Here is a 25,575-nt window from a genome sequence, read left to right as displayed (position 1 = left end):
GATCCTGAAGGACGAGACGGCCGTGGTCGACTCGTTCATGGCCGCCGTCGCCCGGGAGATCCCGGCCTACGCCAACCTCGACGCCCGCCAGCTCGACGAAGTCCGCTCGATCATCGTGTGGACGCTGCGCAGAGTGCTGGAACTGTGGGCCGTGAACGGCTCCCTGGAGGCCGACGACCTCCGGATGTTCCGTGGCGTCGGCTCGGTGCGGGCGCGCGACGCCCGCCCCCTCGCGGCGGTCCTGCGCGCGTACCGCGTCGCCGCGCTCGCCTTCTTCGAGCGGATCGGCGACGGGTTCGCCGACGGCCTCTCCGCCGGGGACATCGCCGCGCTCGCCCGGGTGTGGCTGACGGTGCTCGACCAGTCGGCCGAGGCGATCTTCGACGGTTACGAGTCGACCGGGCGCATCCTCAGCGAGGACCGCGAGCGGTCGCTGCGCGGGCTGCTCACCGACCTGCTGCTCGGCCGGCAGAGCCACCCCGGCACCCTGCGGGCGCGCCTGCGCGAGCTCGACGCCCAACTGCCGGCGTCGTTCGACCTGGTGGTGGCGGCCCCGGCGGCCCCGGTGCCGCAGGCGGGGCCGGCGGGCCCGTCACCGGCCGAGGCCGCGGCGGCTGTGGCGGGCGCGGCCGCCGCAGCGTCGGCCGGGCGGATCGCGGGCCAGGCCGCGGACCGGGAACTCACGTCGATCCACACCACCCTGGACGGCATCGGGGTCGCCCTGGTGAAGGCCGTCGACCGGGAGGCGCTGGGCCGGCTGATGGCCGGCCACGAGTCGACCGGCGCCCTCCTCACCGGGGTCACCGCCGCGACGGCGCCGCGCGACTACCGCCTCGCCGCCCACGGCGTCCGCCACGCCCCGTCGCTGGTCCGGGCCGAGCGCCGGGTGCTCGACCGGGGCGACCTCGAAGTGGTGGCCCTGGTCACCGGACACCCGGACGCCGATCCCGCGCGGGTGACCGACTCGGTGCTGGGCCGCCTCGCGCAGGACGACGAGACGCTGCGCACGCTCGACGCCGTCCTCTACTCCGACGGCGCCGCCGGCGCGGCCGCCCGCCTCCACGTGCACCCGCAGACCGTCCGCTACCGGATGCGCCGCCTGGCGACGGTGACCGGCCGCGATCCGCGGACGCCGTGGAACCGGTTCGCCTTCCGCACGGCCATCCTCGCCCGGGCCCGCCCGTGACCGCCGACCGGGTCCGGGCCGCCGGAGGCCGTGGTGGCTGCCGGTCAGACGGGCCCGGGGCGGCCCGCGGCCACGACCAGCCACTGGGCGGGCAGTTCGATCGGCAGGCCGTCGTGGGTGGATTCGGTGGTGGACAGCGGCAGGTCGCCGGTGGCGAGGACGGTGAGGCCGGCCTCGCGGAACAGTTCGGTGACGGCGGCGTCGGCGACCTCGGCGGGGGTGAGGCCGTGGGCGAGGACCGGGAGCAGCTTCGGCGGCGGTCCGGCCGGATCCCCGGCGAGGTTCGCCAGGACGTCCTTGGCCGATGCGCGGAGTTCGACGACGAAGGCCCGGCCGCGTTCGCCGAGCAGGGTGGCGACGGCCTCGGCGACGGGGCGGCGGTCGGCCGGCTCGCTCTGGTGGATCACTCCGCGCATGTACACGTGGGCGTCGCCGAGCCGGTCGTGGAGCGCCCGGACGGCCTCGGCGTCGGTGGCGTCCAGCCGGGCGAACTCGGCCCGCCGCGCCGGGTCGCGGCGGCGGGCGAGGTCGAGGGCGGCGGCGGACAGGTCGACCCCGACGGCGCGGGCGAAGCGTTCGGCGAGGAAGCGGGTCTGGGTGCCGTTGCCGCAGCCGAGGTCGACGACCGGCAGCTCGGGGTCGGTGAGGTGGTGGTCGAACAGCGCGAGGTGGCGGGCCGCGGTGACGGCCGGCTCGGCGTCCCAGATCACCGAGCCGGGTTCCTCGGGGGCGTCGCGCCAGAAGCCCTCCCAGGCGTCCCGGTACCGGTTCGTCACGCTCATGGGGTTACCTCCCGTTTTCATGCACAGGTGCCGTTGTCACCGCACGGTGCCGGGGCGGTGTCCGTCGGTCCCGGCTCCGAAGCAGAACGGCGGGGGTTCAGAATGGCGGGGGGTCAGGTCTGGGTGCCCGGGCTCGCCTGCCGCAGCAGGTACGCGCCGGAGGCGGCGGCCAGCACGGCCATGCAGGCGGCGAAGACCAGGCCGGCGTGGGCCAGGCCGACCGGCCCGGTGAGCAGGCCGACGCCGATGACCGGGATCGAGATGCCGAAGTAGGCGACCACGAAGAGCGCGGACAGGACGCCGCCGCGGTGCTCGGCGGGGCTGGCGGCGGCGACCTCGCCCACGGCGCCGCGCAGGCCCATGCCCTGGCCCGCACCGCCCACCAGGGCACTGAGCACCAGGGGCGCGAGGGTGGTCCAGGCGAGTGAGGCGGCCAGCAGGGCCAGCCCGGCGATGAGCACCAGGCAGCCCAGCGGGATCGCCCGCGCGGTGCCCAGCCGGGGCACCAGGAGCTGGCCGAGGGTGGAGGCGAAGAAGGCGGCGAAGACAATGAGGCCGACGACCGCCCGGTTGTGGATGTCGAGCACGCCGGTGAGGAAGGCGGGGCTGACGGAGGTGAACAGGCCGAGGAGGGAGAACCCCGCGAACGCGGCGATCGCGGCGGGGGCGAACACCCGGCGGACCTCCGGCGGCAGGGACGGCCGGACGGGCCGGGCGGTGCGCAGCGGGCGCGCCCCGGCGACGGTCTCCGGCAGGAGCAGGAGGAGGGCGACGGACGCGGCGAGCAGGCCCAGGTGCACGACGAAGGGCAGGACGAGCGGCCCGGGCGCGTACTCGGAGAGCAGGCCCGACAGCAGCGGGCCGCAGCCGAGGCCGCCCATGTTGGCGGCGGTCGCGACGAAGCCCGCGCGGGCCCGCTGAGCGGGCGGGGCGAGCTCCAGCACGTACGCGGTGCCGGCGCCGGTGAACAGGCCCGCCGAGAAGCCGGACAGCAGCCGGCCGAGGCAAAGCAGCGGCACGCTGTCCGCGGCCAGGAAGACGACGGCGCTGCACGCCGCGAACCCCAGGCCGCAGAGCAGGACGGGGTGGCGTCCGACGGTGTCGGAGACGTTGCCGACGAGCAGCAGGACCCCGATGACACCGAACGCGTAGACGGCGAAGACGACGGTCACCGTCAGCTCGGAGAAGCCGATCTCCTGCTGGTACAGCCCGTAGAGGGGGGTGGGCAGGGTGGTGCCCGCCATGCAGACGGCGAAGGCGACGGCGGCCAGGAGGTAGCCCGATCGGGCGACGGCGGGCCGGGCGGTCCGACGGTCGGTCATCCGCCCACGATAGGCGCGCCGCCACGGGCGGGCCCGGGGGTGGCGGCACGGCTGAGCCGAATGGCGGCCGTCCGCCGGTGCGGCCCGGACGGGAGGAGGGCCGGGGGAGGGTGGGGGCGGTGGGGCATGAAGACGCGGATCGGGGTTAGACGGGCGGGTGCACACCGTCACCTCGTTCGGAAGGGGCCGCAGTGGCCGACATAGCCCGCCGTGCCGGAGCACCGGAGCAGCACTGGACCTGGCCCGCGGAGGCGGCTTGCCGCACCGGGGACAGCAGCGTCTTCCTCGGCCGCGCCGACGAGGGGGGTGCCGACCTGGAGGAGCGCCGTCGGGCGGCGAAGGCGGTCTGCGCGGGCTGTGCCGTCCGGGTGGAGTGCCGTCGGCACGCGCTCGCCACCCGGGAGCCGTACGGCATCCGGGGCGGTCTGACGGAGGAGGAGCGCCGCGCCCTGTTCACCCGCGGGACGGCCCCGGTCTCCCGGGTCGCGTAGGGGCGGGCCCGACCGGCCGGGGCGGCCGGTCGGGCGCGTGCCGCCCGGTCAGTTCGTGATGAGGCCCGGGTCGGAGAGGCCGGGGGCGCCGGTCTCGACGTGGCCGGCGAGGCGGCGGACGAAGTCGGCGGTCGCTGCGGAGGTGACCGTCACGTCGTACCAGTTGCGGCAGGCACGCAGGTCGATGCCGTACGGGACGGTCGCGCCCCGGCGGACGGTGACGGTCTGCGGGGCGCCGCCGTAGGCGTTGGTGACGGTGAGGACGACGTCCGCCGGGCCCGCGTTGGTGAGGGTGAGGTCGAGGCCGCCGGTGCTCGGGTTGTGGCGGGCGGTGACTTCGGGGCCGGCCGTCGTGCCGGGATTGCGGAAGCGCCGCAGGAAGCCGTTGGGGCCGTGGACGGTCAGGTCGGTGACGCCCTTGGAGTAGGCGGTGTTCCAGGCGTCCGCGATCGTCTTGCCGGCTTCGGCGGTGTACGTCCACGGGCCGTCGGTGCGGTTGGCCGAGGTCACCAGGAACTGGGCGCCGGCCGCCGCGCCGCCGCTGAAGGTGAGCCGGTACTTGCCGGTGGCGGTGTCGGCCGTGCCGTCCACGTACGGGGCGTACTTCAGCGGGCGGGTGGGCTTGGCGCCCGGTTCCTGCTTGGGCATGGTGCCGGTGGCGGGCGGGGCGGGCACGTAGTCCGGGTGCCGGTTGCGGTCCGGCGGGAGGTAGCCGGCCGTGGAGGGCAGCGCGGTGGGCGCCGGGCCGGACGCGGTGAAGTCGAACGCGGAGGTCAGGTCGCCGCAGACGGCGCGGCGCCAGGGCGAGATGTGGGGCTCCGGCACGCCGAAGCGGCGCTCCATGAACCGGATGATCGAGGTGTGGTCGAAGGTCTCGGAGCAGGTGTAGCCGCCGGTGCTCCAGGGTGAGACGACCAGCATCGGCACCCGCTGGCCGAGTCCGTACGGCCCGGCCGCGTAGCCGGTGCTCCCGGCGAAGTAGTCGGCCGTGGTCGACACCGTCGACAGGCCCTGGGAGGCGGAGGACGGCGGGAACGGCGGCACGACGTGGTCGAAGAAGCCGTCGTTCTCGTCGTAGGTGATGAACAGTGCGGTGCGGGCCCACACGTCGGGGTCGGAGGTGAGCGCGTCCAGGACCTGGGAGACGTACCAGGCGCCGTAGTTCGCGGGCCAGTTGGGGTGTTCGGTGAAGGCCTCGGGGGCGGCGATCCAGGAGACCTGCGGCAGCGTGCCGGCCTGGACGTCGCGGCGCAGGACGTCGAACAGGCCGTCGCCCGCCTTGGTGTCGGTGCCGGTGCGGGCCTTGTCGTACAGCGGGTCGCCGGGCTTGGCGTTGCGGTAGTTGGCGAAGTAGAGCAGCGAGTTGTCGCCGTAGTTGCCGTGGTAGGGGTCGCTCGTCCACCCCCAGGAGCCGGCCGCGTCGAGGCCGTCGCCGATGTCCTGGTAGATCTTCCAGGAGACTCCGGCCTGCTCCAGCCGCTCGGGGTAGGTCGTCCAGCTGTACCCCGCCTCCTGGTTGCCGAGGACCGGGCCGCCGCCGGTGCCGTCGTTGCCGGTGAAGCCGGTCCACATGTAGTAGCGGTTGGGGTCGGTGGAGCCGATGAACGAGCAGTGGTAGGCGTCGCAGATGGTGAACGCGTCGGCGAGGGCGTAGTGGAAGGGGATGTCCTGGCGGGTCAGGTACGCCATGGTGGTGGCCGTCTTGGCGGGCACCCACTGGTCGTACCTGCCGTTGGCGAAGGCCTTGTGGCCGCCCGCCCAGTCATGGTTGAGGTCCTGGACGAACTGCATCCCCAGATCGTCCACCCGGGGGCGGAACGGCAGCACCTCCTTCTTGCTGCTGTCCGTCTGGTGCCACACCGACTTGCCGCTGGGCAGCGTCACCGGGCGGGGGTCGCCGAAGCCGCGGACCCCCTTCATCGCCCCGAAGTAGTGGTCGAACGAACGGTTCTCCTGCATCAGGACGACGATGTGCTCGACGTCCTGGAGGGTGCCGGTGGCGCCCTGCGGGGCGATTGCCGCGGCCCGCGCGACGCTCTGCGACAGCGTGGTGAAAGCGGCGGTGGCGCCGGCGAGTTGGAGGAAGCGACGGCGGTTCAGCTCTGCCATGGGGGATGACCTCTGGGTGTCACGGGGTGGGAGGGCGGTGCCCCCCAGGACAGCGCCTGCGGGATACCGTCCGGCGGACCGTTCATGACTGCCCGTTGTACGTCCGGCGAACGCCTCGAGTTGTCTGAACACGTTCCGTCGGCGCGGGCTGCCGCGACGCGGGGGCGACGCCGTTGCCGAGCGCGTCGCCGCGTGTGGTCGGAGCCACACCCAGCGTGGTAACGGCAGGTCCCGGCGGGCGCTAGCCTTGGGTGCCGGAGGGCCCGGGCCGTCCGACCGATCCGAGGAGAAGCGAAGAGTGGTGCACGACAGCCGGGATCCGGCCGTGTTCGGGCGGCAGCGGGAGACGGAACTCCTCACCGCCGCCCTGGTGCAGGCCGAGGACGGCGCCAGCGGGTCCACGGTGCTGCTGCGCGGCGAGGCCGGCGTCGGCAAGAGCACCCTGCTCGCCTGGGTGGAGGGCGCCGCGCGCGGGCGCGGCTTCACCGTCCTGCGGGCCACCGGCGCGGAGGCGGAGACGGACCTCGCGTTCGGGGCGCTCCACCAGGCGTTCCGGTCGCTGCTCCACCGCTCCGAAACACTCTCCGCCCACCAGCGGGAGGCCCTGGAGAGCGCGCTCGGAGTCCGCTCCGGCACCCCGAGCGGCTTCGCCGTCGGCGCCGCCGCCCTGGCCCTGCTGGAAGAGGCCGTGCGGACGGCCCCCGTACTGCTGCTCCTGGACGACCTGCACTGGATCGACTCGTCCAGCGCGACCGTCTTCGGCTTCCTCCACCGCCGCTGCGCCGAACTGCCGGTGGTGATCGTCGGCGCCTCCCGCCCCGACGGGCCGGCCGCCCAGACCTGGTCGGCCGAGGCCGTGGAGGTCCCGGCCCTGCCCGCGACGGACGCCGCCCGGCTGCTGGGCAGCTGCCACCCCGGACTCGCGGCGCCCGCCCGGGACCGGATCCTGGCCGAGGCCGCCGGGAACCCGCTGGCGCTGGTGGAACTGCCGCGCCAGCTGGCCGCCGCCCAGCAGCGCGGCGCCGCCCCGCTGCCCGAACGGCTGCCGCTGGGGCGCAAACTGGAGCGGATGTTCGCCGACCGGCTGGGAACGGTGACCCCGGAGGTCGGCCGCTTCCTGCTGCTCGGCGCCCTGGCCACCGGCCCCGACTTCAGCAGCGGCGGATGGCTGCGCGCCGTCGCGGACGACCACGTGCCGGAGATCCTGGAACGGATCGAGGCGGACGGCCTGGCCCGGCTCGACCCGGCCGGGCAACTGGTGTTCCGTCACCCCCTGGTCCGCACCGCCGTCGTCGCCACGGCCTCGGACAGCGCGCGTCGCGACGCGCACCGCGCACTGTCCGCAGCGCTCGCGCCCGACGACCCCCGACGGCTGGTCCACGAGGCCGCCGCCGCGCTGATGCCCGACGAGGACCTCGCAGACCGCCTCCAGGAGGCCGGCCGCGACCTCGCCCGCCGGGGCGGCGACGCGGAAGGCTCGCTGCTGCTCGAACGCGCCGCCGTCCTCAGCCCCAGCTCCTGCGACCGCGTCCGCCGACTCACCTGGGCCGCGGTGATGTCCGCCCGGGGCGGGCAACTGCGCCACACCGCCGCCCTGGTGGAGGAACTGAAGACCACCACGGTGCCGCCGGACGTCAGCCCGCTGTTCGCGTACGCCGTCGTCTACGCCGACCAGAGCCACCACGTCGACTTCGAGTCCTCCGCCGCCCTGCTGCCCGCCGCCCTCGACGCGCTCACGGCGCCGGGCGCCGACACGTTCGGCGGGCTGGTCGAACAGGCCTACTTCAAACTGCTCCTGGCCGCCACCTACACGGACGACCCCTGGGCCTGGCGGGCCCTGGAACGGCACCGGGAGCACGTCTCCGAGGCGGGCCGGCTGTGCCTGCGGGCCTGGACCGACCCCGGCCCGGACGCGGCCGCCACCCTCCACGCGGTGGCCGAAGGCATGACGGAGGAGCAGGAGGCCGGCGCGGCCTGGCTGCTGCTGTGGACCGCCTCGGCCCTCGACTGCCCGGAAGACGACCTGTGGCAGCGCTTCACCGGCCTGCACGGCTACGCCAACCAGGGCTCCGTCGCCAAGGCCAAGTGCCACCAGGACTTCCTGCTCGGACACTGGGAGCAGGCCGCCGTCTGCCTGCGCGAGGCCGAGATCGCGGACGAACTCGGCTACCGCACCAACGCCCTGATGTTCCGTCAGTACTACGCCCACTTCCTGGCCGGCCGGGGCGACGAAGCCGCACTGCACGACATCGAGCAGGCCATCCGGCCGACCGCCGCCCGGGCCCGGATGCGGTACGTCCTCGACCGCCTCACCCACCTGCGCGGCCTGGCCGCGCTCGCCCACGGGCGGCACGAGGAGGCGTACGCGCACTTCTGCGAACTCACCCCGCCCGGCCGGCTGCCCGGCGGGCCGCCCTGGCACCACGCCCTGGTCCTCGACCTGGTGACCGCCGCCGTCCACACCGGCCGGCACGACGAGGCCCGCGCCCACCTCGCGGCCGGGCGCGCGGCACGCTCCGCGGACATCTCCGACCGCCACGCCTTCCTGTTCGCGGCCGCCACCGCCCTCGCCGCCGACGACGACGAGGCCGACGCCGCCTACCGCGCCGCCTACGCCGTGCCGGGCGCCGAGCGGTGGGTCTTCGACCTCGCCCGGCTGCGGCTCGCCCACGGCTCGTGGCTGCGCCGCCGCCACCGGCCCGGCGCCCGCGAGCCGCTGCGCGCCGCCCACCACGTGTTCCGCCGGCTCCAGGCGGACCCGTGGGCGCTGCGCTGCGAGGAGGAGCTGCGGGCCGCCGGAGACCCGGTGGCGGCGCCGGCCGGCGCCCCGGCCGCGGAGCCGGCCGGCCTCACCGGCCACGAACTGCGGATAGCCCGGCTGGCCGCAACCGGGTTGACCAACAAGGAGATCGGCCGACGGCTCCAGCTGTCGCCCCGCACCGTCGCGGCCCACCTCTACAAGATCTTCCCCAAGCTCGGCATCACCACGCGGGCCGCCCTCGCCCACGCCCTCGCCCAGGCTTTCGACGGCGTCCCCGAAAACGGCCCGCAGAGCGCCCTCGACAGCGCCTGACCTGCCGCGGTGCCGCGCCGCGCCCCGGCGGCGCCCGCTGCTCGCCGTCCCGCCGCTCGCCGTCCCGCCGCGCGAGTGGCGCCCGCGACGGGACGGCGAGGGAGGCTGACGCGCCGCCGTACCCCGGCCGCCGCGGCGCGCCCGCCGACCGAAGCCGGCAGCGAAGTCAGGTCACTTCGCGAGGAAGGCCAGGAGCGCGGCGTTCACCTCTTCGGCGTGGGTCCACAGCAGGCCGTGCGGCGCGCCCTCGATCTCCACGTACTCGGCGGAGGGCAGCGCGCGGTGGAACGGCCGGCCGGTGTTCTCGACCGGCAGGATGCGGTCGCCCGTCCCGTGCAGGATGAGGGCCGGCACGTCGATGCGGGCGATGTCGGCCCGGAAGTCGGTGTACCAGGTGGAGGGCGCGGCGGACGCGGCGTAGGAGCCGCCGGAGGCCGCGGTGTTCCAGCTGTTGCGGACGGCTTCCTCGCTGATCCGGGTGCCGAGGTTCTCGTCGAGGTTGTAGAAGTCCCGGAAGAAGTCGCTGTAGTAGGCGTAGCGGTCGGCCTTCACCGCGGCGACGATGCCGTCGAAGAACTCCTTCGGCGCGACGCCGTCCGGGTTGTCGTCGGTCTTGAGGAGGCAGGGCTCCAGGGAGGCGAGGAAGGCGACCTTGGCGACGCGGGCGGTGCCGTAGGTGGCCGGGTGGCGGGCGGCCTCGCCGGTGCCCATGGAGAAGCCGACCAGGACGGCGTCCCGCAGGTCGAGCGTCTCCAGCACGGTGTTGAGGTCGGCGGCGAAGGTGTCGTAGTCGTAGCCGGTGGTGGGCTGCGAGGACCGGCCGAAGCCGCGCCGGTCGTAGGTGATCACCCGGTAGCCGGCGTCGAGCAGCGCCGCGCTCTGCCGCTCCCAGGAGTGCCCGTCCAGCGGGAATCCGTGGATGAGGACGACCGGCCGGCCGGAGCCGTGGTCCTCGTAGTAGAGGTCGATGGAGGCGGAGTTCTCCTGGCCGACGGTGATGAACGGCATGGGGTGCTCTTTTCTTCTGGTCCGACGCCCGTTCGGGCAGCGCGTGAGCCGCGATGGGCCCCACGCTAGGGGCGGGCTCGCACGGATGGTTGACGCTGAGAGCACCGCGCGTCGTCCGGGAGCGCCTGGAACGGCGAGCGGCCGCCGGTCCGGCCCCGGGGAGTGCCCTGCGCCTCGGGGGGTGCGGCCGGACCTGGGTGGGGCTGAACCCGGTGGGGCTGAACCCGGTGGGGCTGAACCCGGTGGGGCTGAACCCGGTGGGGCTGAACCCGGTGGGGGTGAAGTGGGTGGGGCCGGTCCGGGTGGGGATGAACCGGGTGGGGCTGAACCGGCTTCGGCGGCGAGCCCGTAGAGCGGTCCGGAAGGGGAAAAACCCTCCGCCGGACCGGCTACCGCTCGGTACCGTCGTTCGGTGACACCCGGCGCCCGCTGAGTGCCACCGAACGAGAACGAGCGCGAGTCCCGTGAACGGGACGGGGGAGGGGCACGGGATGGTTGCGGACGAGCCGGAGGTGCAGGAGTTCGTCGCGGCGCTGGTACGGGCCGGGGCACCGGAGGTCGAGGGGCCGCCCGGGCTGGAGGTGCCGAAGGCGGCGGCGGAGGAGGTGATCGCGGTCGCCCGGCGGCTGGCGCTCAGGGCGGCGCCGCAGGCGCGGTGGCGGCCCGGGGCCACGCCGGGGCTGCTGGGCGTGGCGGCGGCACTGGTGGTGGACGGGCACCCGTCCGCGCCCGGGTGGTCGGCGGCCGAGCGGGAGCGGTTGGCGACCTGGGTCGCGGTGTTGATCGAGCACCGGGGCGAGGACGGGGTGCAGGACCTGCTCCGGGAGCTGAACGAAGGCTGAGGCACAGGCTCGAGCGCGGGCTGAAGCGAAGGCTCGAGCGAGGACGGAAGCGAGACCGGGCACGGAGGGACGGACAGACGGCGGACTGCGGGGCCGGGGCTGCGGGCCCCGGCCGCCGGTGTGGCCCACGGGAGAATTCGTTGCGGATTTCGTGCAACGGTTCGGGCGTTGGCGGATCGTTGGTGAGGACTTGGCGGGGTCCGGCAGTGTGCTGTCGCAGAAGCTGCCGGGGAGGTCCGGCGGCGCCCAGCGGTGCCCTGCCCGTGCCGTGTGCCCCTGCCTGACCTGAGAGGTAGCGCGTGTCGAAGCCGTCCGTCGCCCAGCCCACGCCCGTCGCCCAGCCCGCCGCGGGCCCGTCGGACACGGCGGGGGGTGCCGCCGACCCGGCCGCCCGCCCGACCCTCGACCCCGAGATGCTCGCCGAGATCCACCGGCTGCACGGCGGCTACCTGCTGCGCGCGCTGCTGCGGGCCACCGGCGGGGACCGCGGCAAGGCCGAGGACATCCTGCAGGAGACCCTGCTGCGCGCCTGGCAGCACCCCGAGGCGCTGAGCGCCGGGCCCGAGCAGAGCCGGCCCTGGCTGTTCACGGTGGCCCGGCGGATCGCGATCGATCACTACCGGATGGCCGCGGCCCGCGCCAAGGAGGTGATCGGCGAGCCGATGGAGGACCGCCCGCTCGCCGAGGACCCGTACGAGCAGGTGGTGGTCGCCCGGGACATCGCGCTGGCGCTGCGGCGGGTGCAGAAGCACCACCGCGAGGTGCTGGTCGAGCTCCACCTGAAGGACCGGTCGGTGCTGGAGGCCTCGGCCCGGCTCGGGGTGCCGCCCGGGACGGTCAAGTCCCGGAACTTCTACGCGATCCGGGCGCTGCGCCCGGTCCTGGCGGCCGAGCACGGGTACGCGCCGCCGGAGCGCGGCTGTGCGGGCGCGGGGGCGGAGAAGGGCGCGGCGTCAGCCTCGCGGTGACCGGTCGGCGGCGCGCAGGTCGAGCGACTCCTCCAGGCTGGTGGTGAACTCGCTCCGGTAGCCCGCCTGCCGGTCGTGCGAGCGGAAGCGGTCCAGGGCCGTGCGCAGCCGGTCCCGGACTTCGGGCTCCCGGCCGCGGGACAGCAGGTGGGCGGCGTAGGACTGTTCGGCGAGCGCGTGCAGGTAGAGCAGGCCCGCTTCCTCGCACGCGGCGAGCAGCCGGTGCCAGGCGAGGTCGGCGGTGTCGCCGCGGACGGTCGGCGGCAGGGCCTGCGCCTCGGTCAGCATCGACCACAGGTGGACCTGGGTGACCGGGGTGGGGGGCAGCAGCTCGCGGGCCTCGCGGGAACGGTGCTGGGCGCCCTCCCGGTCACCGGTGGCCAGGCTGACCCAACCCTGGTGGACCTTGGCGTCGACCAGCCGGCGGCGGTTGCCGCTCTCCAGGGCCAGGGCGGTGGCGGAGGCCGCCAGCCGCTCGGCCTCGGCGGAGTTGCCGAGCATCGCGGTGACCAGCGCCAGGGTGGCGAGTGCCCGCACGCGCGCGGAGGCGGCCGCCGGGCCGTCCGCGGACTCGGCGGCGGCCACCGCCTTGCGTGCGGCCTCCGCGGACTCGTGCCGCCGTTCGAGCCCGACCAGGGCCTGCGCGCGGCAGTTGAGCAGCAGCGCCACCGCGACCGGGTCGCCGCAGCGCTCGGCGGCCTCCTGGCCGGTGCGGGCGCGGGCGAGCCAGTCGGTGAAGCGGCTGGCGCCGTAGTACAGCGAGCCCGAGGTCAGGGCGAGCCGCCAGGCACGGCCGGGGTCGGTGACGGCGGTGGTGTCGACGAGCGCGCGGATCGCGGGCTCCTCGGAGCGGAACCAGTCGAGCGCGCTGCGGATGTCGACGACCGTCGGGACGGCCGGCGGCCGGTGGGCCGGCTGGTCGGCGTCCTCCTGGCCCGGGTCGAGGAAGGAGCCGCAGCGCTGCAGGGCGGCGAGGTAGTAGTCCGCCAGGCGTTCGCGCAGCAGGCGCCGGTACGGTTCGGGCTTCCCGTCGAGCAGGCCGGCACCGAACAGGCGCACCAGGTCGGTGCGGCCGTAGCGGCCGGGGGCGGCGCCGGTGAGCAGGTGGTGCGCGGCCAGTTCGCCGAGTGCCCGGTGTGCGGTGGCGGTGTCGGTGCGCAGCAGGGCGGCGCTCGCCAGGGTGTCCACCTCGGCTCCGGGGTGGCCGGCCAGCGCGGCCAGCAACTCGGCGGCGGAATCGGAGAGGTGATGATAGGTCAGTTGGAGCTCCGCGCTCAGGCCGAGGGGGCCGTCGGCGTCCAGGACGGCCAGCCGGGTGTCCTCGTCGGCGAGTTCGGCGGCCAGCGCGGCGATCGTCCAGCCCGGCTGGGCGGCCAGCTGGGCGGCGGCGATCCGCAGGGCGAGCGGCAGGTGGTCGCAGAGCCGGGCGAGCCGGGTGGCGGCGTCCGGCTCGGCGCGCACCCGTTCCGGCGTCAGGGCGCGTTCCAGGAGGAGCAGCGCGTCGTCCGGGGGCAGTGGTGCCAGGCGCAGCAGCGTGGCCCCGTCGAGGGCGACCAGGTCCTCCAGCGAGCCGCGGCTGGTGACCAGGGCGGCGCAGCCGGGGCCCTCGGGCAGGAGGTCGGCGACCTGGTCGGCGTCGGCGGCGTCGTCCAGGACCACCAACAGCCTCCGGCCGTACGTTCGTTGACGGTAGAGCGCGGCGCGTCCGGCGAGGTCGTCGGGCACCTCGTCGGGCGGGACGCCGAGCACGTGCAGGAAGTCGGCGAGGACGGCGTCGGGCCGGGCCGGGCCGTCCGGGGCCAGGCCGTGCAGGTCGGCGTAGAGCCGGCCGTCCGGGAAGCGGGCGGCGGCCCGGTGCGCCCAGGCGGTGACCAGCGTGCTCTTGCCGACCCCGGCGGGGCCGACGACCAGTACCGGGCCGTCCCCGGCGCGGTCGGGGCCGCAGTCGTGGTCGAGCCGGCGGAGCTCGCTCTCCCGTCCGACGAAGTCCACGGGCCGGCGGGGGAGCCGACAGGGCGCGTGCGGGCCGTGCGGGCCGTGGGCGCCGTTCGTGGCGGTCGCGGTGTTCGCCGCGTGGGGCCCCGGGCCGACGGCGTCGGTCGGGGGTGCGGCGGGGAGCCGCTCCGGACGGTCGTCGGCGAGTACCTCGGTGAGCGCCGCCTGCAGCACCGGGCCGGGCCGGATCCCCAGTTCGCGGTCCAGCCGCTGCCGGGCCCGGTGGTAGGCGGCCAGGGCGTCCGCGGGCCGTCCGGCCTGGTGCAGGCAGCGCATCAGCAGCGCCACCAGCTCCTCGCGCAGTCCGTCCGTCCGGACGTTCTGCTCCAGGACCGCGACCGCCGCCGCACCGGTGCCCTGGCGCAGCCGCAGTCCGGCCCAGCAGAGCAGGGCGTCGGTGCCGGCCTGCTTCAGGTGGTCCACCGCGGCCGCGCGCGCCGGAGTGTCGGGCAGGTCGGCCAGGGCCTCACCGCGCCACAGCCGCAGCGCCTCCTCCAGCAGGGCGATCGCCTCCGCGTCGCCACCGCGGCGGGCGTGCTCGGCGGCCCGCTCCGCCAGCGCCTCGAACCGCAGCGCGTCCACCTCGTCGGCCGGCCCGGTCAGCAGGTAGCCCGAGGCCCGGGTGTGCAGCTCGAACGGTGTGAAGGCGAGCACCTTGCGCAGCGCGGCGACGTGCCCCTGCACCGCCGCCCGCGCACTGGCCGGGGGCCGTTCCCCCCACAGCACCTCGCAGAACTGGTCGACGGTGACCACACGCCCCAGCCGCAGCGCCAGCAGCGCCATGATCGCCCGCTGCTGAGCCCCGGCCAAGGTGGCGAAACCGTCCGCCTCGACCCGCAACTCCACCGGGCCGAGCAGCCGAATCCGCACCAGTACCCCCACCTCACCCCACGCCGGACCCGAGGGTCCGCCCTCGGGGTGAAGCAGTGTAGTGCGCGGACCTGTCCGGTCCGTGACACTCCACCGCCCCTGCCCTCGGGGGACGCGGGTGGGGCGGGCGCCGGTTGCGGCGGCCACCGTGGGGCCCCGCGCCCCCGGTGTCCGCGCCGGGCCGGGCGGGCGGCCGCGGCGTGAACGGGCAGGTCGGGCCTATCCTCGAACGGTTCGGGGGGCCCACGGGTGGGGGAGGAGAGGAGCGCATGCACATCGATCTGCTCGGGCCGGTGGTCGTGCGGCGGGAGGACGGCAGGGACGTGACGCCCTCGGCCCCGAAGCGGCGGGCGCTGCTGAGCGCGCTCGCCGTGCGGCTGAACCGGACGGTGACCACCGAGGAGCTGATCGGACTGGTCTGGGACGGCGCGGCGCCGCCCACCGCGCGGGCCGCGCTGCAGGGGCACGTCGCGGCCCTGCGCCAACTGCTGGACGGGGCGGGCCTGGAGCTGGGTACCCGGGGGGCCGGATACGTGCTGACCGGCGAGCCCGACCGGGTCGACGCGCTGCGCTTCGGCCGGCTCTGCGAGGAGGCGGGCGTGCTGCGGCCCGAGCCCCCCGGCCGGGCGGACGGGGCGCCGGAGGACCCGGCGGTGCCACTGCTGCGCGCCGCACTGGACCTGTGGCGCGGCCCCGCGCTCGTCGACTGCGGCTCCGTGCTGCTGCGCGAGCGAGTCCTCCCGTCCCTGACCGACCTGCGGCTGCGCGCCCTGGAACGGCTGGCGGAGGGGCTGCTCCGGGCGGGCCGGGGCGGCGAGTCGGCCGCCGAACTGGCCGAGGCGGCCGACGCCCACCCGTCCCGGCAGGTGCTGGCCGCCCGGCTGGTGCACTGCCTGGCGCAGGCCGGCCGACACGCGGAGGCACGGGAGCGGTACGAGCGGGCGGTGGCCCGGCTCTCCGGCCCGCCGGGGCCGGAACTGCGGAGTGCCGGTGCCCTGTTCAGCGCCCGCCCGACCGCGCCGGACCGCCGGTTCGTCGGGCGGACGGCCGAACTCGTCCGGTTGGACGCGGCGTTGCCCGCCGCCCGGGCCGGCCGGCCGGTCCTGGTCACCGGCCCGGCGGGGGTCGGCAAGACCGCGCTCGTCCGGCACTGGGCGGCGCAGCGCGGCGCCCGGCACTTCCCGGACGGCGTGATCCGCGCCGACCTGCGCGGCTCCGACCCCGACGGGCCGCGCGACCCCGCCGACGTCCTGGCGGAGTTCCTCACCGCCCTCGGCGTCGCCCAGGACGCCCTGCCCACCTCCACCGACGAGCGCTCCCGGCGGTACCGCGCCCTGCTCCGCGGCCGGCGGACACTGGTCGTGCTGGACGACGCCGCCTCGTACGAGCAGCTGGCCCCCCTGTTGCCCGATCCACCCTTGCCGGACCCGGCGCTGCCCGCGTCGTTGCCCGACCGGTCGTTGCCCGACCCGGTGCTGCCCGCGTCATCGCCCGACCCGCAGTTGCCCGACCCGCCGTCGAGACGCCCCGAGGACGGCTCCGACCACGGTGACCGCCCCGGGTACGGGGAGGCGGCCCCGGCGCCCGTCGCCGTCGTCACCAGCCGCGACCGGCTGCGCCCCCTGCTGGTCCGCGCCGGCGGTGTCCCGCTCCCGCTGGGCGTGCTCCCGGCCGAGGACGCCGCCGAGCTCCTCGCCCGGACCGTCGGCCCCGACCGGACGGGCGAGGACCGCGAAGCCGTCGCCGAACTCGCCGAGCGGTGCGACCGGCTGCCGCTCGCCCTGCGCCTGGCCGCCGCCCGGCTGGCCGCCCGACCCGACTGGACTCCGGGCGACCTCGTCAGCGAACTCACCGACGAGGAGACCGGGTTGGCCGCCCTGTCCGGCACCGGCACCGGCACGGCCCGCGGCCCGCTCGGCCTCACCGCCGCGCTGGACCGGACGTACCGGACGCTGCCGGCCGCCGCCGCCCGGCTGTTCACCCTGCTCGGCCTGCACCCCGGCGCGGTGATCGACACTGCCACCGCCGCCGCCCTCGCCGACCTCCCGCCCGCCGCCACCCGCACCCTGCTGGCCCGGCTGGACGCCGTCCACCTGCTGGAGGAGGCGACCCCCGGCCGCTACACCCGGCGCGAGCTGGTCCGCCGCTACGCCGCCCGGCGGGCCGCCGAACTCACCTGCGACGAGCGGTTCGTCGCCCTCGACCGGCTGATCGCGCACTACCTGGCCGCCACCGCCGGCTGGACGGCCGAGAGCACGGCGGGCGGCGGCAGCGAGCGGGCGGCGGCCTGGTTCCGCCGCGAGGAGAGTGCCCTGCGGGCCGTCGTGCTCTGCGCCGAGCAGTACGGCCGGACCGCGCAGTCCTGGCAACTCGCCCACCGGATCGGCCTGCTGTACGAGACCACCGGTCACGAACGGACCCACTGGCGGGCCGTCGTCGAGGCCGGGCTGAGCGCCGCGCGCGCCGACGGGGACGAGGCGGCCGTCGCCCGGCTCGGCACCGACCTCGCCGTCCTGCACGTCGCCCGCACGGCCCACCGCACCGCCGCCGAGCACCTGGACCGCGCCGTCGCGGCGGCCGACCGGGCCGGCGACCCGGTGCTGCGCCACGAGTGCCGCAGCCGGGTGGCCGCCGCGCTGGTGCGGGCCGGGCGCTACGACCGGGCGCTGCCGCTGCTGACCGACCTGGTGGCCGCCGCCCGTACGCCCGCCACCGGCCACCTGCTGGTCCGCTCGCTCACCGGCCTCGCCGACGCGCTGGTCCTCGCCGGCGACGCCGGTCCGGCCCTCGCCCACGCCGACGAGGCCGTCCGGGCCGCCACCGCCCGCACCGGCGGGGCGGAGGCCGTCCTCGCCGCGCACAGCCGCGCCCGCGCGCTGCACGCGCTCGGCCGCCGCGACGCCGCCCTCTCCTCCGCCCGGCTCGCCGTCGCCCTGGGCCGCACGGTGGGCGACCCGGCGCTGGAGGCGCGCTCGCACGGCCTGCTCGCCGACCTGCTGTGCGAGTTGGGCCGCGGCGTGGAGGGCGCCGAGGCGCGGCAGCGGGCGCTCGCGCTGGTGGCGGGGGACCCCTGACCGGGGGCGGAACGCCGGGGGCGCCTCGCCCGCGGGGAGCCCGGCGACGCCCCGGCGGGCAGCGCGGAGCGCCCCGCCCGGCGAGGGGCCGGGCGGGCTGGGAAACTGCTGACCGCAGGCGGAACCGCAGGCGGAACTATCGGCAGTTCCGCCCGGCACGCCCCGCCCGCCACCGGTGCGCCCCACACTCCGACACCACGTCTGAGCTGCGCGGAGGCGTTCACCGGCGGCCGAGTACGAAGAACTCCTCCGGCGCGGCATACTTCTGCCTGGCACGGTCTGCCGGACAGGGTTCCAGGCAGAAGTGCGGAACTGGCGGGGACCGACGGAGCGGGGGCGGGGCATGACGGCTGGCGGCGGCACCGGGGCGGGCGCGGACACGGGCGAGTTCAGCCGCCTGCTGACCGGGCACCGGGTCGCGGCCGGCCTGACGCAGGAGGAGCTCGCCGCGGCCGCCGGAGTGAGCCTGCGCGCCCTCGGGGACATGGAGCGCGGCCGGACCCGCGGGCCGCAGCGCCGCACCGTCCGCGCCCTGGCCGTCGCCCTCGGGCTGGACGAGCGGCAGGGCGACGCGCTGGACCGGGCCGCGCAGTGCGGGCGCCCGCGCGGCGTCCGGCCGGGCCAGGCCCCGGTGCCGGCCCAGGCCGCGCCCCGGGAGCCGCTGCCCGAGGCGCCCGCCGGCGCCGGCCAGAGCGCCCTCGCCCTGCCGCGCGACATCGCCGACTTCACCGCCCGCGAGGACGCCCTGGCCGCGCTCGTCGGCCTCGCCGCGGACGACCACCCCGCCCACCCGCGCGTGGTGCTGGTCAGCGGTCAACCCGGCCTCGGCAAGACGGCTTTCGCCCTGCACGCCGCCCACACCCTGGCCCCGCGCTTCCCCGACGGCCAGCTCTCCCTCGACCTCGGCGGGATGTCCGCGCAGCCGCTGACGGCACGTGACGCGCTCGGCCAGGTGCTGCGCGCCCTGGGTGTCGCGGACGCCGCGGTGCCCGCCGGCACGGAGGAGCGGGCCGGGCTCTACCGGGCCCTGGTGCGCGAGCGGCGGCTCGTCCTGGTGCTGGACAACGCCGCCGACGAGGGCCAGGTGCGTCCGCTGCTGCCGGGCTCCGGGCCGGCCGTGACGATCGTGACCAGCCGCAGCGTGCTGCCCGGCCTGGAGTCGGTGCACCGGCTGAGCCTGGACGTGCTCGCCCCGGCCGAGGCGGCCGGACTGCTGGCCCGGATCGCGGGCCGCGAGCGGATCGAGGCGGCGCCCGACGCCACCGCCGAACTGGCCCGGCTCTGCGGTTACCTGCCGCTGGCGTTGCGGATCGCCGGGCAGCGGCTGGTCGCCCGGCCGCAGCAGCCGGTCGCCCACCTGGTGCGCCAGCTCGCGGCCGAGGAGAACCGCCTGGACCTGCTGGAGACCGGTGACCTGGCCGTCCGCCCGGCCTTCGAGCTGTCCTACCGGCGGCTGCCAGCCGAGTCCCAACTGGTGCTACGGCGCTGCGCGTTGACAGCGGGAGCGGACTTCACGGCGGCCGTCGCGGCGGCCTACGCGGGCCGGTCGTCGGCCCGGACCGAACTGGTCCTGGAACAGCTCGTCGACGCCGGGCTGGTGCAGCCGGCCACCCCGGACCGCTACCGCCTGCACGACCTCGTGCGGCTCTACGCGGGCGAGCGGCTGGCCGCCGACGAGACGCCGGAGGAACTGGCCGACGCCCGGACCGCGGCCGGACGCCGGATCCTCGACCGGGCGGCGGCCTACGGCCTGCGGTTCGACCCCGAGCGCGAGCAGGACGACGCCGCGGCCACCGGCGCCGGCCCCGAGCGCCTCACCGAAGCGGCGCGCTGGCTGGAGTACGAGCACCCGGAGTGGCTGGCCGCCCTGCACCAGGCGCAGCGGGCCGGCCGGTACCGGGAGGTCGTCGACACCGCCGAGGCCATGCACTGGTTCTCCGACCGGCTGTTGAGCTGGGGGACCTGGGCGGAGGTGTTCCAGCTCTCGGTCGACGCCGCCCGCGCGCTCGGCGACCGGCGCGCCGAGGCGGTGCACGTCAACTACCTCGCCTGGACGTACGTCACCTGCCTGCACCGCTACCAGCGCGGCGTCGAACTCGCCGCCGAGGGGCTGGAGTTGGCGAAGGAACTCGGCGACCGGGAGCAGCAGGGCTGGGCGCTCACCTACCTCGCCGCCGGTCTGCGCTACCTGCGCCGCCACCGGGAGGCGATCGACGCCTACCACCGGGCCTCGGACGCCTTCGCCGAGGTGGACGGCCGCGCGGCCATGATCGGCCGGCTGGTCACCCTGCGCGGCGCCGCCAACTGCCTTCGCGAGTCCGGCCGGGCCGAGGACGCGGTGGACACCCGCCGGCGGGCGCTGGCTGGCGCCCTGGAACTGGTGGACCGCTGGTCCTCGCCGCTGATGCACCTGCTGGCCGCCATGACCGCGCACGAACTCGGCCTGGACCGCGCGGCGTTGCGGCGCTGGCCGGCCGCCGAGAAGGCCTACCGGCAGGCGCTGGTGCACTACGAGGCGGTCGGCCGGCCGGACAGCATGACCAAGACCCTGACCGAGCTCGGCACCGCGCTGATCGAGCAGGGCCGGCCCGAGGAGGCCCGCGAACTGCTCACCGAGGCGCTCACCGACCTGAGCGCGGACGGCCCCCGGCCCGCGACGCCCGGGCGCTGACGCGCGTGCCCGCCCCCGGCCGGGCCGGGAACGGGCACGCGGGGCCGGGACGGGAACGGGCATGCGGGGCCGGGACGGCCGGTCAGATCCGGGTGTCCTCCACCACGGGCAGCTCGTCCACGGCGTCCGTGCTCCGGACGTCCGCACCCGGCGCGAAGGCCGTGCGCGGCGCGGCCGCCGGCTTCTTGCCGCAGAAGGCCGGCTCCAGCGCGTTCATCAGGCCCTGGGTGACCGCGCCGTTGTTGGAGGCGTTGGCGAAGACCACCACGCTGCGCCGCCCGTCCGGCGTCGCGAAGGACTGGGTCTGGAAGCCCTGCACGATGCCGCCGTGGCCGTACACGTCCCCGCAGGAGAGCGAGATCCGCCGCAGCCCCAGGCCGTAGGAGATCTTCGCGGTGGGCGTGGGCAGGGCGGCGGTCATCTGCTGCAGCGAGGCGTCCGAGACCAGCCCGCCGGAGCTGCCCGCCACCAGCGCGGAGAGGAACCGGTCGAGGTCTTCGGCGCTGGAGATGACGGCCCCGGCGCTCCACACCCAGGAGCCGGTCTGCTCGGTGGAGTCCAGCAGGGGCTTGCTGCGGTCGTCGTTGGTGAGGTAGCCGGTGACGTGGGCGCCGCGGATCTTCTGGTCGGGCACCACGAAGGAGGTCTTGCGCAGGCCGAGCGGCCGGATGATCCGCTCGTTCAGCACCTCCGGGTACGGCCGGCCGGTGAGGTGCTCGACCGCCAGGCCCAGCAGCACGAAGTCGGTGTTGGAGTAGGAGTAGCGGCTGCCGGGGGTGTACTGCACGCCGTGCTTGACCGACATCGCCACCAGGTCGCGCGGGTCGTACACCTTGGTGCGGATCCGAGCCTCGAACGCGCTGGTGGTCTCCTCGCCGGCCTGCTCCAGCAGGTCGTTGGTGTGGTCGAAGATGCCCGCCCGGTGCTCCATGACCTGACGGCCCGTCATCGTCCAGCCGTCCGGCAGGGTGCCGTCCGGCAGGTAGTCGCGCAGGGGCTTGTCGAGGTCGATCCGGCCCTCCTCCGCCAGCTGCATCACCAGAACGGCGGTGAACATCTTGCTGTTGCTGCCGACCCGGAACCTCCACGAGGAGTTCATCGGAGTCCCGTCGAGGTCGGCCTTGCCGACGGTCAGCGAGCGGGTGTCCTCCTGGTCGCCGTGGTTGCGGATCACCGCGAAGGCGCCGGGGGCGCCGGCGCCCGTGGTGGCCTGCAGGGCGGCGAGCACGCCGGCGATGTCGGAGGCGGGCGCGGCGGCGGTGCTCTGGCCGGCGGCCACGGCGTGCGCGGCACCGGTCGCCACCAGGACGACTCCCGCGGCGGCCACCGCGAACGGACGCAGAAGGCTGATCTTCGCCATGATCCTCGGTTCTCTCGTCGACTGACGCGGCGTCGGGCCGCGTCGATGGAAGATCACTATCACCGGCCGGAGCGGCGGATGGCAATGTGAACCGGTTCGCCCGCATCGTCCGTTGCGCGCCGGGGCCGGGTTGCCGCACCGTTCGTTTCCCGCCCCGGGGCCAAGGTTTCACCTGCCGTCGTCTACCCGCGTCAACGGCCGCGGCCCATGCTGTTCGGGCGCGCGACTTCCCCGTCGCCCCGTCAGCTTCCCTCTCGCCGACCATGGAGCCTGCCCATGCCCCTGGCCTCCCTGACGCGCCGTGCCGGCGCCCTGCTGCTCGCCACCGCCGGCCTCGTATCGCCGGCCGCGAACGCCGGGGCCGCCACCACGGCCTCCGGCACGTACACGGCGGTCGTCTTCCCCGACCAGGACCACACCGTCGTCGACGACCTCATCGGCTCCGCGACCCGGTCCGTCGACGTCACCATGTACGAGCTGCGCGACACCGCCGCCGTCAACGCCCTGGTCGCCCGTCAGCGCGCGGGCGTCAAGGTCCGGGTGATCCTGGACGGGGCGCACACCTCGGTCAACGGCGCGGCCTACTCGGCGCTCCGGGCCGCCGGGGCCGGTGTGACGTACTCCTCCTCGGCGTTCGTCTACACCCACCAGAAGACCGTCACCGTGGACGGCGCCACGTCGCTGATCATGACCGGCAACCTGGACGCCGACTACTACGCGAACGACCGCGACTACGGCGTCATCGACACCGACGCCAACGACGTCGCCGCGATCGAGCGGGTCTTCGCCGCCGACTACGCCAAGACCGCCGTCACGCCCACCGACGGCGACAACCTGGTCTGGTCGCCCACCGACTCGCAGTCCCGGCTGCTCGCCCTGATCAACGGCGCGCGGACCAGCCTCGACCTGGAGCAACTGGAGTTCGGCGACCCGGCACTGGTGGACGCCGTCGCCGCGGCGGCCGCTCGCGGCGTCACCGTACGCGTCGTCGGCATGAACCCGGACACGTACGCCGACTCCTTCGACCAGGTGGCCTCGGCCGGCGGCAAGGTCGTCACCTACTCCTCCACCACCGGCCTGTACGTCCACGCCAAGGTGATCGTCGCCGACTACGGGACGGCGTCGGCCAAGGCGTTCGCCGGTTCGGAGAACTTCTCCGACAACTCGCTGAACCACAACCGCGAACTGGGCCTGATCACCGCCGACTCCGGGGTGGTCGACAGGATCGAGTCCACCGTCGCCGGGGACTTCGCCGGCGGCACGCCCTACTAGGCCTGTCCCGGGCCGCAGCGCAGGCCGCGGCGCACGCCGGTCGTACCGCTCCCGTCTCCAGGCGTCCCCGGTCCGGCCGTGTCGTGTCCCCGATCGGGCCGTTCCTTCCATCCGGCCGTCACTGATCCGGCAGTACCCGCCCCTCTCCGAGCAGCCCGCCGGGCCGTTCCCTACCCGAGGACTTGTCATGACTCCGTCCGTGAAACCCCTGAACGCCCGTTCCCACCGCACCGCGACCGCGATCGGCTCCGCCGTCGCCCTCGTCGCCACCTCCGCCGGCCTGTGGGCGGCGACCGCCTCCACCGCCCAGGCGGCCGGCCTGCCCACGCCCGACCACGTCGTGGTCGTGGTGATGGAGAACCACGCCTACAGCCAGGTCATCGGCAGCAGCAGCGCCCCGTACATCAACAACACGCTGAAGGCGGGCGGTGCCGACCTCACCCAGTCCTACGGCATCACCCACCCCAGCGAGCCGAACTACTACGCGCTGTTCTCGGGCTCCACCCAGGGCCGCGTCGACGACAGCTGCGTGACGGTCGGCGGCTTCCAGAGCGCCAACCTGGCCTCCGAGGTCCTCGCCGCCGGCAAGACCTGGGCCAGCTACAACGAGTCCCTGCCCGGCCAGGGCAGCACCGTCTGCAGCAGCGGCAACTACGCGCAGAAGCACAACCCGTGGTTCGGCTTCGGCAACGTGCCCCTCGGCTCGGCCAAGACCTTCGCGCAGTTCCCCACCGACTACAGCACCCTGCCGAACGTCTCCTTCGTCGTGCCGAACCTCTGCAGCGACATGCACGACTGCTCGGTCAGCACCGGCGACACCTGGATCAAGAACAACCTCGGCGGCTACGCCGCCTGGGCGCAGAGCCACAACAGCCTGCTGATCGTCACCTTCGACGAGGACAACAAGCTGTCCGGCAACCGGATCCCGACCGTCCTCTACGGCGCCCACGTGGCCCCCGGCAGCAGCTCCGCCACCACCTACAACCACTACAACGTGCTGCGCACCGTGGAGGACCTGGCCGGGGCGAGCGGCCACGCGGGCAACGCGGCCGCCGCGAGCGACATCACCGGCATCTGGAACTGAGCCGCAGCGATCAGGGACTGACCCGAGCCCGGGCCGGTGGCCGCTCGGCCACCGGCCCGGGCGCTGCGATGGGCGCTGCGATGGGCGCTGCGATGGGCGCTGCGATGGGCGCTGCGATGGGCGCTGCGATGGGCGCTGCGATGGGCGCGGCTGTGGCTGTGGCTGTGGTGGCGGTGGCGGCGGGCCCGGGTGCGGTTCCGTCCGCGGGCCGTACGCCGTGGCGGCGGACCCCGGGCACCGCCGCCGTGCCCGCGCAGACCAGCGTCACCAGCGCGGCGGCCGCCAGCAGCGGCACCCGGCTGCCCCAGGCGTCGGCGGCCAGCGGCGCCAGGACGTACCCGAGCGGGGCGGCGGCCAGCGAGAGCAGCCAGTCGTACGAGGTGACCCGGGCCAAGGACCCGGCCGGGAAGTCCTGTTGGACCACCGTCTCCCACACCGGGTTCAGGAAGCCCAGTCCGGTCATCGCCACCGCCTGCGCGGCCACGGCGAGCGGCGCCGGAGCCGGGACGGCGAGTGCGAGCAGCGGCAGTCCGTACAGCGCCAGGGCGAGGTTGCCGGCCAGCACCGGGCGGCGCGGCCGGAGCCGCCCGGCGAGCAGCGAGCCGACCAGCAGGCCGACCGCACCGGCCTGGGTCAGTGCCACCCAGACGCCGTCGCCGCCCAGGCGGGTGGCGGCGATCAGCGGCCCTAGGGTGAGCAGGACGGCGCTCGCGCCGTTCCACACGCCGTGGGCGATCAGGCTCGTCCAGTACCAGTCGCGGGAGCGCACCTCGCTCCAGCCCTCGGCGAGGTCCCGGCGCAGCGAGCGCGGTCCGGTGGGGGAGTGGCTGCCGGGGGCGTGGCCGTCGGGGGCGGGTCCGTCGGTGGCGCGCCGGGCGGTGAGCCGGGTGAGCAGCGCCGCGCTCAGCACGAAGGACGCGCCGTCCAGGACGAACGCCCAGCCGGGCCCGGCGGTGTACACCAGCACGCCGGCGAGAGCCGGGCCGCCGAGGCGGGCGGCCGCGGTGGCGGTGCCGAGCAGGGCGTTGGCCCGCAGCCGCTTCTCGCTCGGGACGACGGCCGCGACCAGCGGCGAGGCGGTGGGCACGGCGAAGGCGGAGGCGATGCCGCCGACGGCCGAGGCGATCGCGACGGGTGTCAGGCGCGGGTGGCCGCCGAGCAGTTCCAGGCCGACGAGCACCTGGGCGACGGCGCGGACCACGTCGGTGGTGAGGGCGACGAGGCGCGGGTCGAAGCGGTCTCCGACCACCCCGCCGAAGGGCAGCAGGAGCAGTTTCGGCACCATCGCGCAGCCGAGCACCAGGGCGAGCGCGGCAGCGGAGCCGGTGGCCCGGGTGACGGCGATCGCGAGGGCGGCGGGGACGACGGCGTCGCCCAGGGTGGAGATCGTCCGGCCGAGGAAGAGCAGGCGGAAGTCCGCCAGGCGAAGGGGGTGTTGGGTCACGGGCAGGACTTTATTTCGGTACCG

General features: G+C 75.7%; 16 protein-coding genes. 9 read left to right on the top strand and 7 right to left on the bottom strand.

The window, feature by feature from the left end; translation table 11 throughout:
* The first annotated feature begins 22 nt into the window (after window positions 1-22).
* Window positions 23-1,186 carry a helix-turn-helix domain-containing protein gene (locus IF30_RS0109655; RefSeq protein ID WP_158834882.1) on the top strand — a complete coding sequence of 388 codons (1,164 nt, stop codon included), beginning with the start codon at window positions 23-25 and terminating at the stop codon, window positions 1,184-1,186.
* 44 nt (window positions 1,187-1,230) lie between these two features.
* On the opposite strand, the gene IF30_RS0109650 is transcribed toward IF30_RS0109655, so the two are convergent.
* Window positions 1,231-1,968 (bottom strand): class I SAM-dependent methyltransferase, encoded by a 738-nt coding sequence (locus IF30_RS0109650; RefSeq protein WP_030234829.1) that lies wholly within the window; start codon window positions 1,966-1,968, stop codon window positions 1,231-1,233.
* Window positions 1,969-2,081: 113 nt separating this feature from the next.
* Window positions 2,082-3,290 carry an MFS transporter gene (locus IF30_RS0109645; protein ID WP_030234823.1) on the bottom strand — a complete coding sequence of 403 codons (1,209 nt, stop codon included), beginning with the start codon at window positions 3,288-3,290 and terminating at the stop codon, window positions 2,082-2,084.
* A gap of 191 nt (window positions 3,291-3,481) precedes the next feature.
* Between IF30_RS0109645 and IF30_RS0109640 the strand changes: the two genes are divergently transcribed.
* Entirely contained in the window at window positions 3,482-3,781 is a 300-nt protein-coding gene (locus IF30_RS0109640) for a WhiB family transcriptional regulator (RefSeq protein WP_030234818.1), read from the top strand.
* A 48-nt stretch (window positions 3,782-3,829) separates the two neighbouring features.
* Here IF30_RS0109640 and IF30_RS0109635 read toward each other — a convergent pair whose 3' ends face one another.
* The gene (locus IF30_RS0109635) at window positions 3,830-5,890 is read right to left on the bottom strand and encodes a phosphocholine-specific phospholipase C (RefSeq protein WP_030234817.1); all 2,061 of its coding nucleotides are present in this window, start codon (window positions 5,888-5,890) and stop codon (window positions 3,830-3,832) included.
* A 298-nt stretch (window positions 5,891-6,188) separates the two neighbouring features.
* Between IF30_RS0109635 and IF30_RS50170 the strand changes: the two genes are divergently transcribed.
* Window positions 6,189-8,963, top strand: a complete 2,775-nt coding sequence (locus IF30_RS50170; protein ID WP_267884519.1) for a BREX system ATP-binding domain-containing protein — start codon at window positions 6,189-6,191, stop codon at window positions 8,961-8,963.
* 171 nt (window positions 8,964-9,134) lie between these two features.
* Here the strand turns inward: IF30_RS50170 and IF30_RS0109625 are convergent, their stop codons facing one another.
* Window positions 9,135-9,971, bottom strand: a complete 837-nt coding sequence (locus IF30_RS0109625) for an alpha/beta fold hydrolase (protein WP_030234815.1) — start codon at window positions 9,969-9,971, stop codon at window positions 9,135-9,137.
* A 491-nt stretch (window positions 9,972-10,462) separates the two neighbouring features.
* Here IF30_RS0109625 and IF30_RS0109620 point away from each other — a divergent pair, with 491 nt between their 5' ends.
* Complete coding sequence (locus IF30_RS0109620) at window positions 10,463-10,813, top strand: hypothetical protein (protein WP_158834879.1); 351 nt, start codon at window positions 10,463-10,465, stop codon at window positions 10,811-10,813.
* A gap of 299 nt (window positions 10,814-11,112) precedes the next feature.
* Window positions 11,113-11,781, top strand: a complete 669-nt coding sequence (locus IF30_RS0109615; protein WP_234322648.1) for a sigma-70 family RNA polymerase sigma factor — start codon at window positions 11,113-11,115, stop codon at window positions 11,779-11,781.
* Here the strand turns inward: IF30_RS0109615 and IF30_RS0109610 are convergent.
* Complete coding sequence (locus tag IF30_RS0109610; protein WP_051709618.1) at window positions 11,767-14,646, bottom strand: AfsR/SARP family transcriptional regulator; 2,880 nt, start codon at window positions 14,644-14,646, stop codon at window positions 11,767-11,769. The two genes, IF30_RS0109615 and IF30_RS0109610, sit on opposite strands and share 15 nt — an antisense overlap.
* A gap of 269 nt (window positions 14,647-14,915) precedes the next feature.
* Here IF30_RS0109610 and IF30_RS41210 point away from each other — a divergent pair, with 269 nt between their 5' ends.
* Both IF30_RS41210 and IF30_RS0109600 read left to right on the top strand, forming a co-directional pair.
* A complete protein-coding gene (locus tag IF30_RS41210) occupies window positions 14,916-17,720 on the top strand; it encodes an AfsR/SARP family transcriptional regulator (protein ID WP_037899437.1) in 2,805 nt (934 codons plus the stop codon).
* Between the two features lie 343 nt (window positions 17,721-18,063).
* The gene (locus tag IF30_RS0109600; protein WP_051709615.1) at window positions 18,064-20,391 is read left to right on the top strand and encodes an ATP-binding protein; all 2,328 of its coding nucleotides are present in this window, start codon (window positions 18,064-18,066) and stop codon (window positions 20,389-20,391) included.
* 82 nt (window positions 20,392-20,473) lie between these two features.
* On the opposite strand, the gene IF30_RS0109595 is transcribed toward IF30_RS0109600, so the two are convergent.
* Complete coding sequence (locus IF30_RS0109595) at window positions 20,474-21,751, bottom strand: serine hydrolase domain-containing protein (RefSeq protein WP_037899430.1); 1,278 nt, start codon at window positions 21,749-21,751, stop codon at window positions 20,474-20,476.
* A 276-nt stretch (window positions 21,752-22,027) separates the two neighbouring features.
* Between IF30_RS0109595 and IF30_RS0109590 the strand changes: the two genes are divergently transcribed.
* Together IF30_RS0109590 and IF30_RS0109585 are read left to right on the top strand one after the other, a co-directional pair.
* The gene (locus tag IF30_RS0109590; RefSeq protein ID WP_037899427.1) at window positions 22,028-23,023 is read left to right on the top strand and encodes a phospholipase D-like domain-containing protein; all 996 of its coding nucleotides are present in this window, start codon (window positions 22,028-22,030) and stop codon (window positions 23,021-23,023) included.
* A 187-nt stretch (window positions 23,024-23,210) separates the two neighbouring features.
* Complete coding sequence (locus IF30_RS0109585) at window positions 23,211-24,107, top strand: alkaline phosphatase family protein (RefSeq protein ID WP_030234802.1); 897 nt, start codon at window positions 23,211-23,213, stop codon at window positions 24,105-24,107.
* 10 nt (window positions 24,108-24,117) lie between these two features.
* On the opposite strand, the gene IF30_RS0109580 is transcribed toward IF30_RS0109585, so the two are convergent.
* The gene (locus tag IF30_RS0109580) at window positions 24,118-25,551 is read right to left on the bottom strand and encodes an MFS transporter (RefSeq protein WP_063752556.1); all 1,434 of its coding nucleotides are present in this window, start codon (window positions 25,549-25,551) and stop codon (window positions 24,118-24,120) included.
* Between the last annotated feature and the right edge of the window lie 24 nt (window positions 25,552-25,575).

The organism is Streptomyces sp. NRRL S-350, from assembly GCF_000719705.1.
In the GTDB taxonomy this organism is placed as follows: domain Bacteria; phylum Actinomycetota; class Actinomycetes; order Streptomycetales; family Streptomycetaceae; genus Kitasatospora.
Note: the sequence above shows the minus strand (reverse complement) of the source record. Positions and strands in the feature narration are given on the sequence as shown.

Coding starts and splice junctions, on each gene's coding strand:
- IF30_RS0109635 (WP_030234817.1), bottom strand. CDS start 5,890: ATGGCAGAGCTGAACCGCCGTCGCTTCCTCCAACTCGCCGGCGCCACC.
- IF30_RS0109585 (WP_030234802.1), top strand. CDS start 23,211: ATGACTCCGTCCGTGAAACCCCTGAACGCCCGTTCCCACCGCACCGCG.
- IF30_RS0109650 (WP_030234829.1), bottom strand. CDS start 1,968: ATGAGCGTGACGAACCGGTACCGGGACGCCTGGGAGGGCTTCTGGCGC.
- IF30_RS41210 (WP_037899437.1), top strand. CDS start 14,916: ATGCACATCGATCTGCTCGGGCCGGTGGTCGTGCGGCGGGAGGACGGC.
- IF30_RS0109600 (WP_051709615.1), top strand. CDS start 18,064: ATGACGGCTGGCGGCGGCACCGGGGCGGGCGCGGACACGGGCGAGTTC.
- IF30_RS0109645 (WP_030234823.1), bottom strand. CDS start 3,290: ATGACCGACCGTCGGACCGCCCGGCCCGCCGTCGCCCGATCGGGCTAC.
- IF30_RS0109590 (WP_037899427.1), top strand. CDS start 22,028: ATGCCCCTGGCCTCCCTGACGCGCCGTGCCGGCGCCCTGCTGCTCGCC.
- IF30_RS0109625 (WP_030234815.1), bottom strand. CDS start 9,971: ATGCCGTTCATCACCGTCGGCCAGGAGAACTCCGCCTCCATCGACCTC.
- IF30_RS0109595 (WP_037899430.1), bottom strand. CDS start 21,751: ATGGCGAAGATCAGCCTTCTGCGTCCGTTCGCGGTGGCCGCCGCGGGA.
- IF30_RS0109620 (WP_158834879.1), top strand. CDS start 10,463: ATGGTTGCGGACGAGCCGGAGGTGCAGGAGTTCGTCGCGGCGCTGGTA.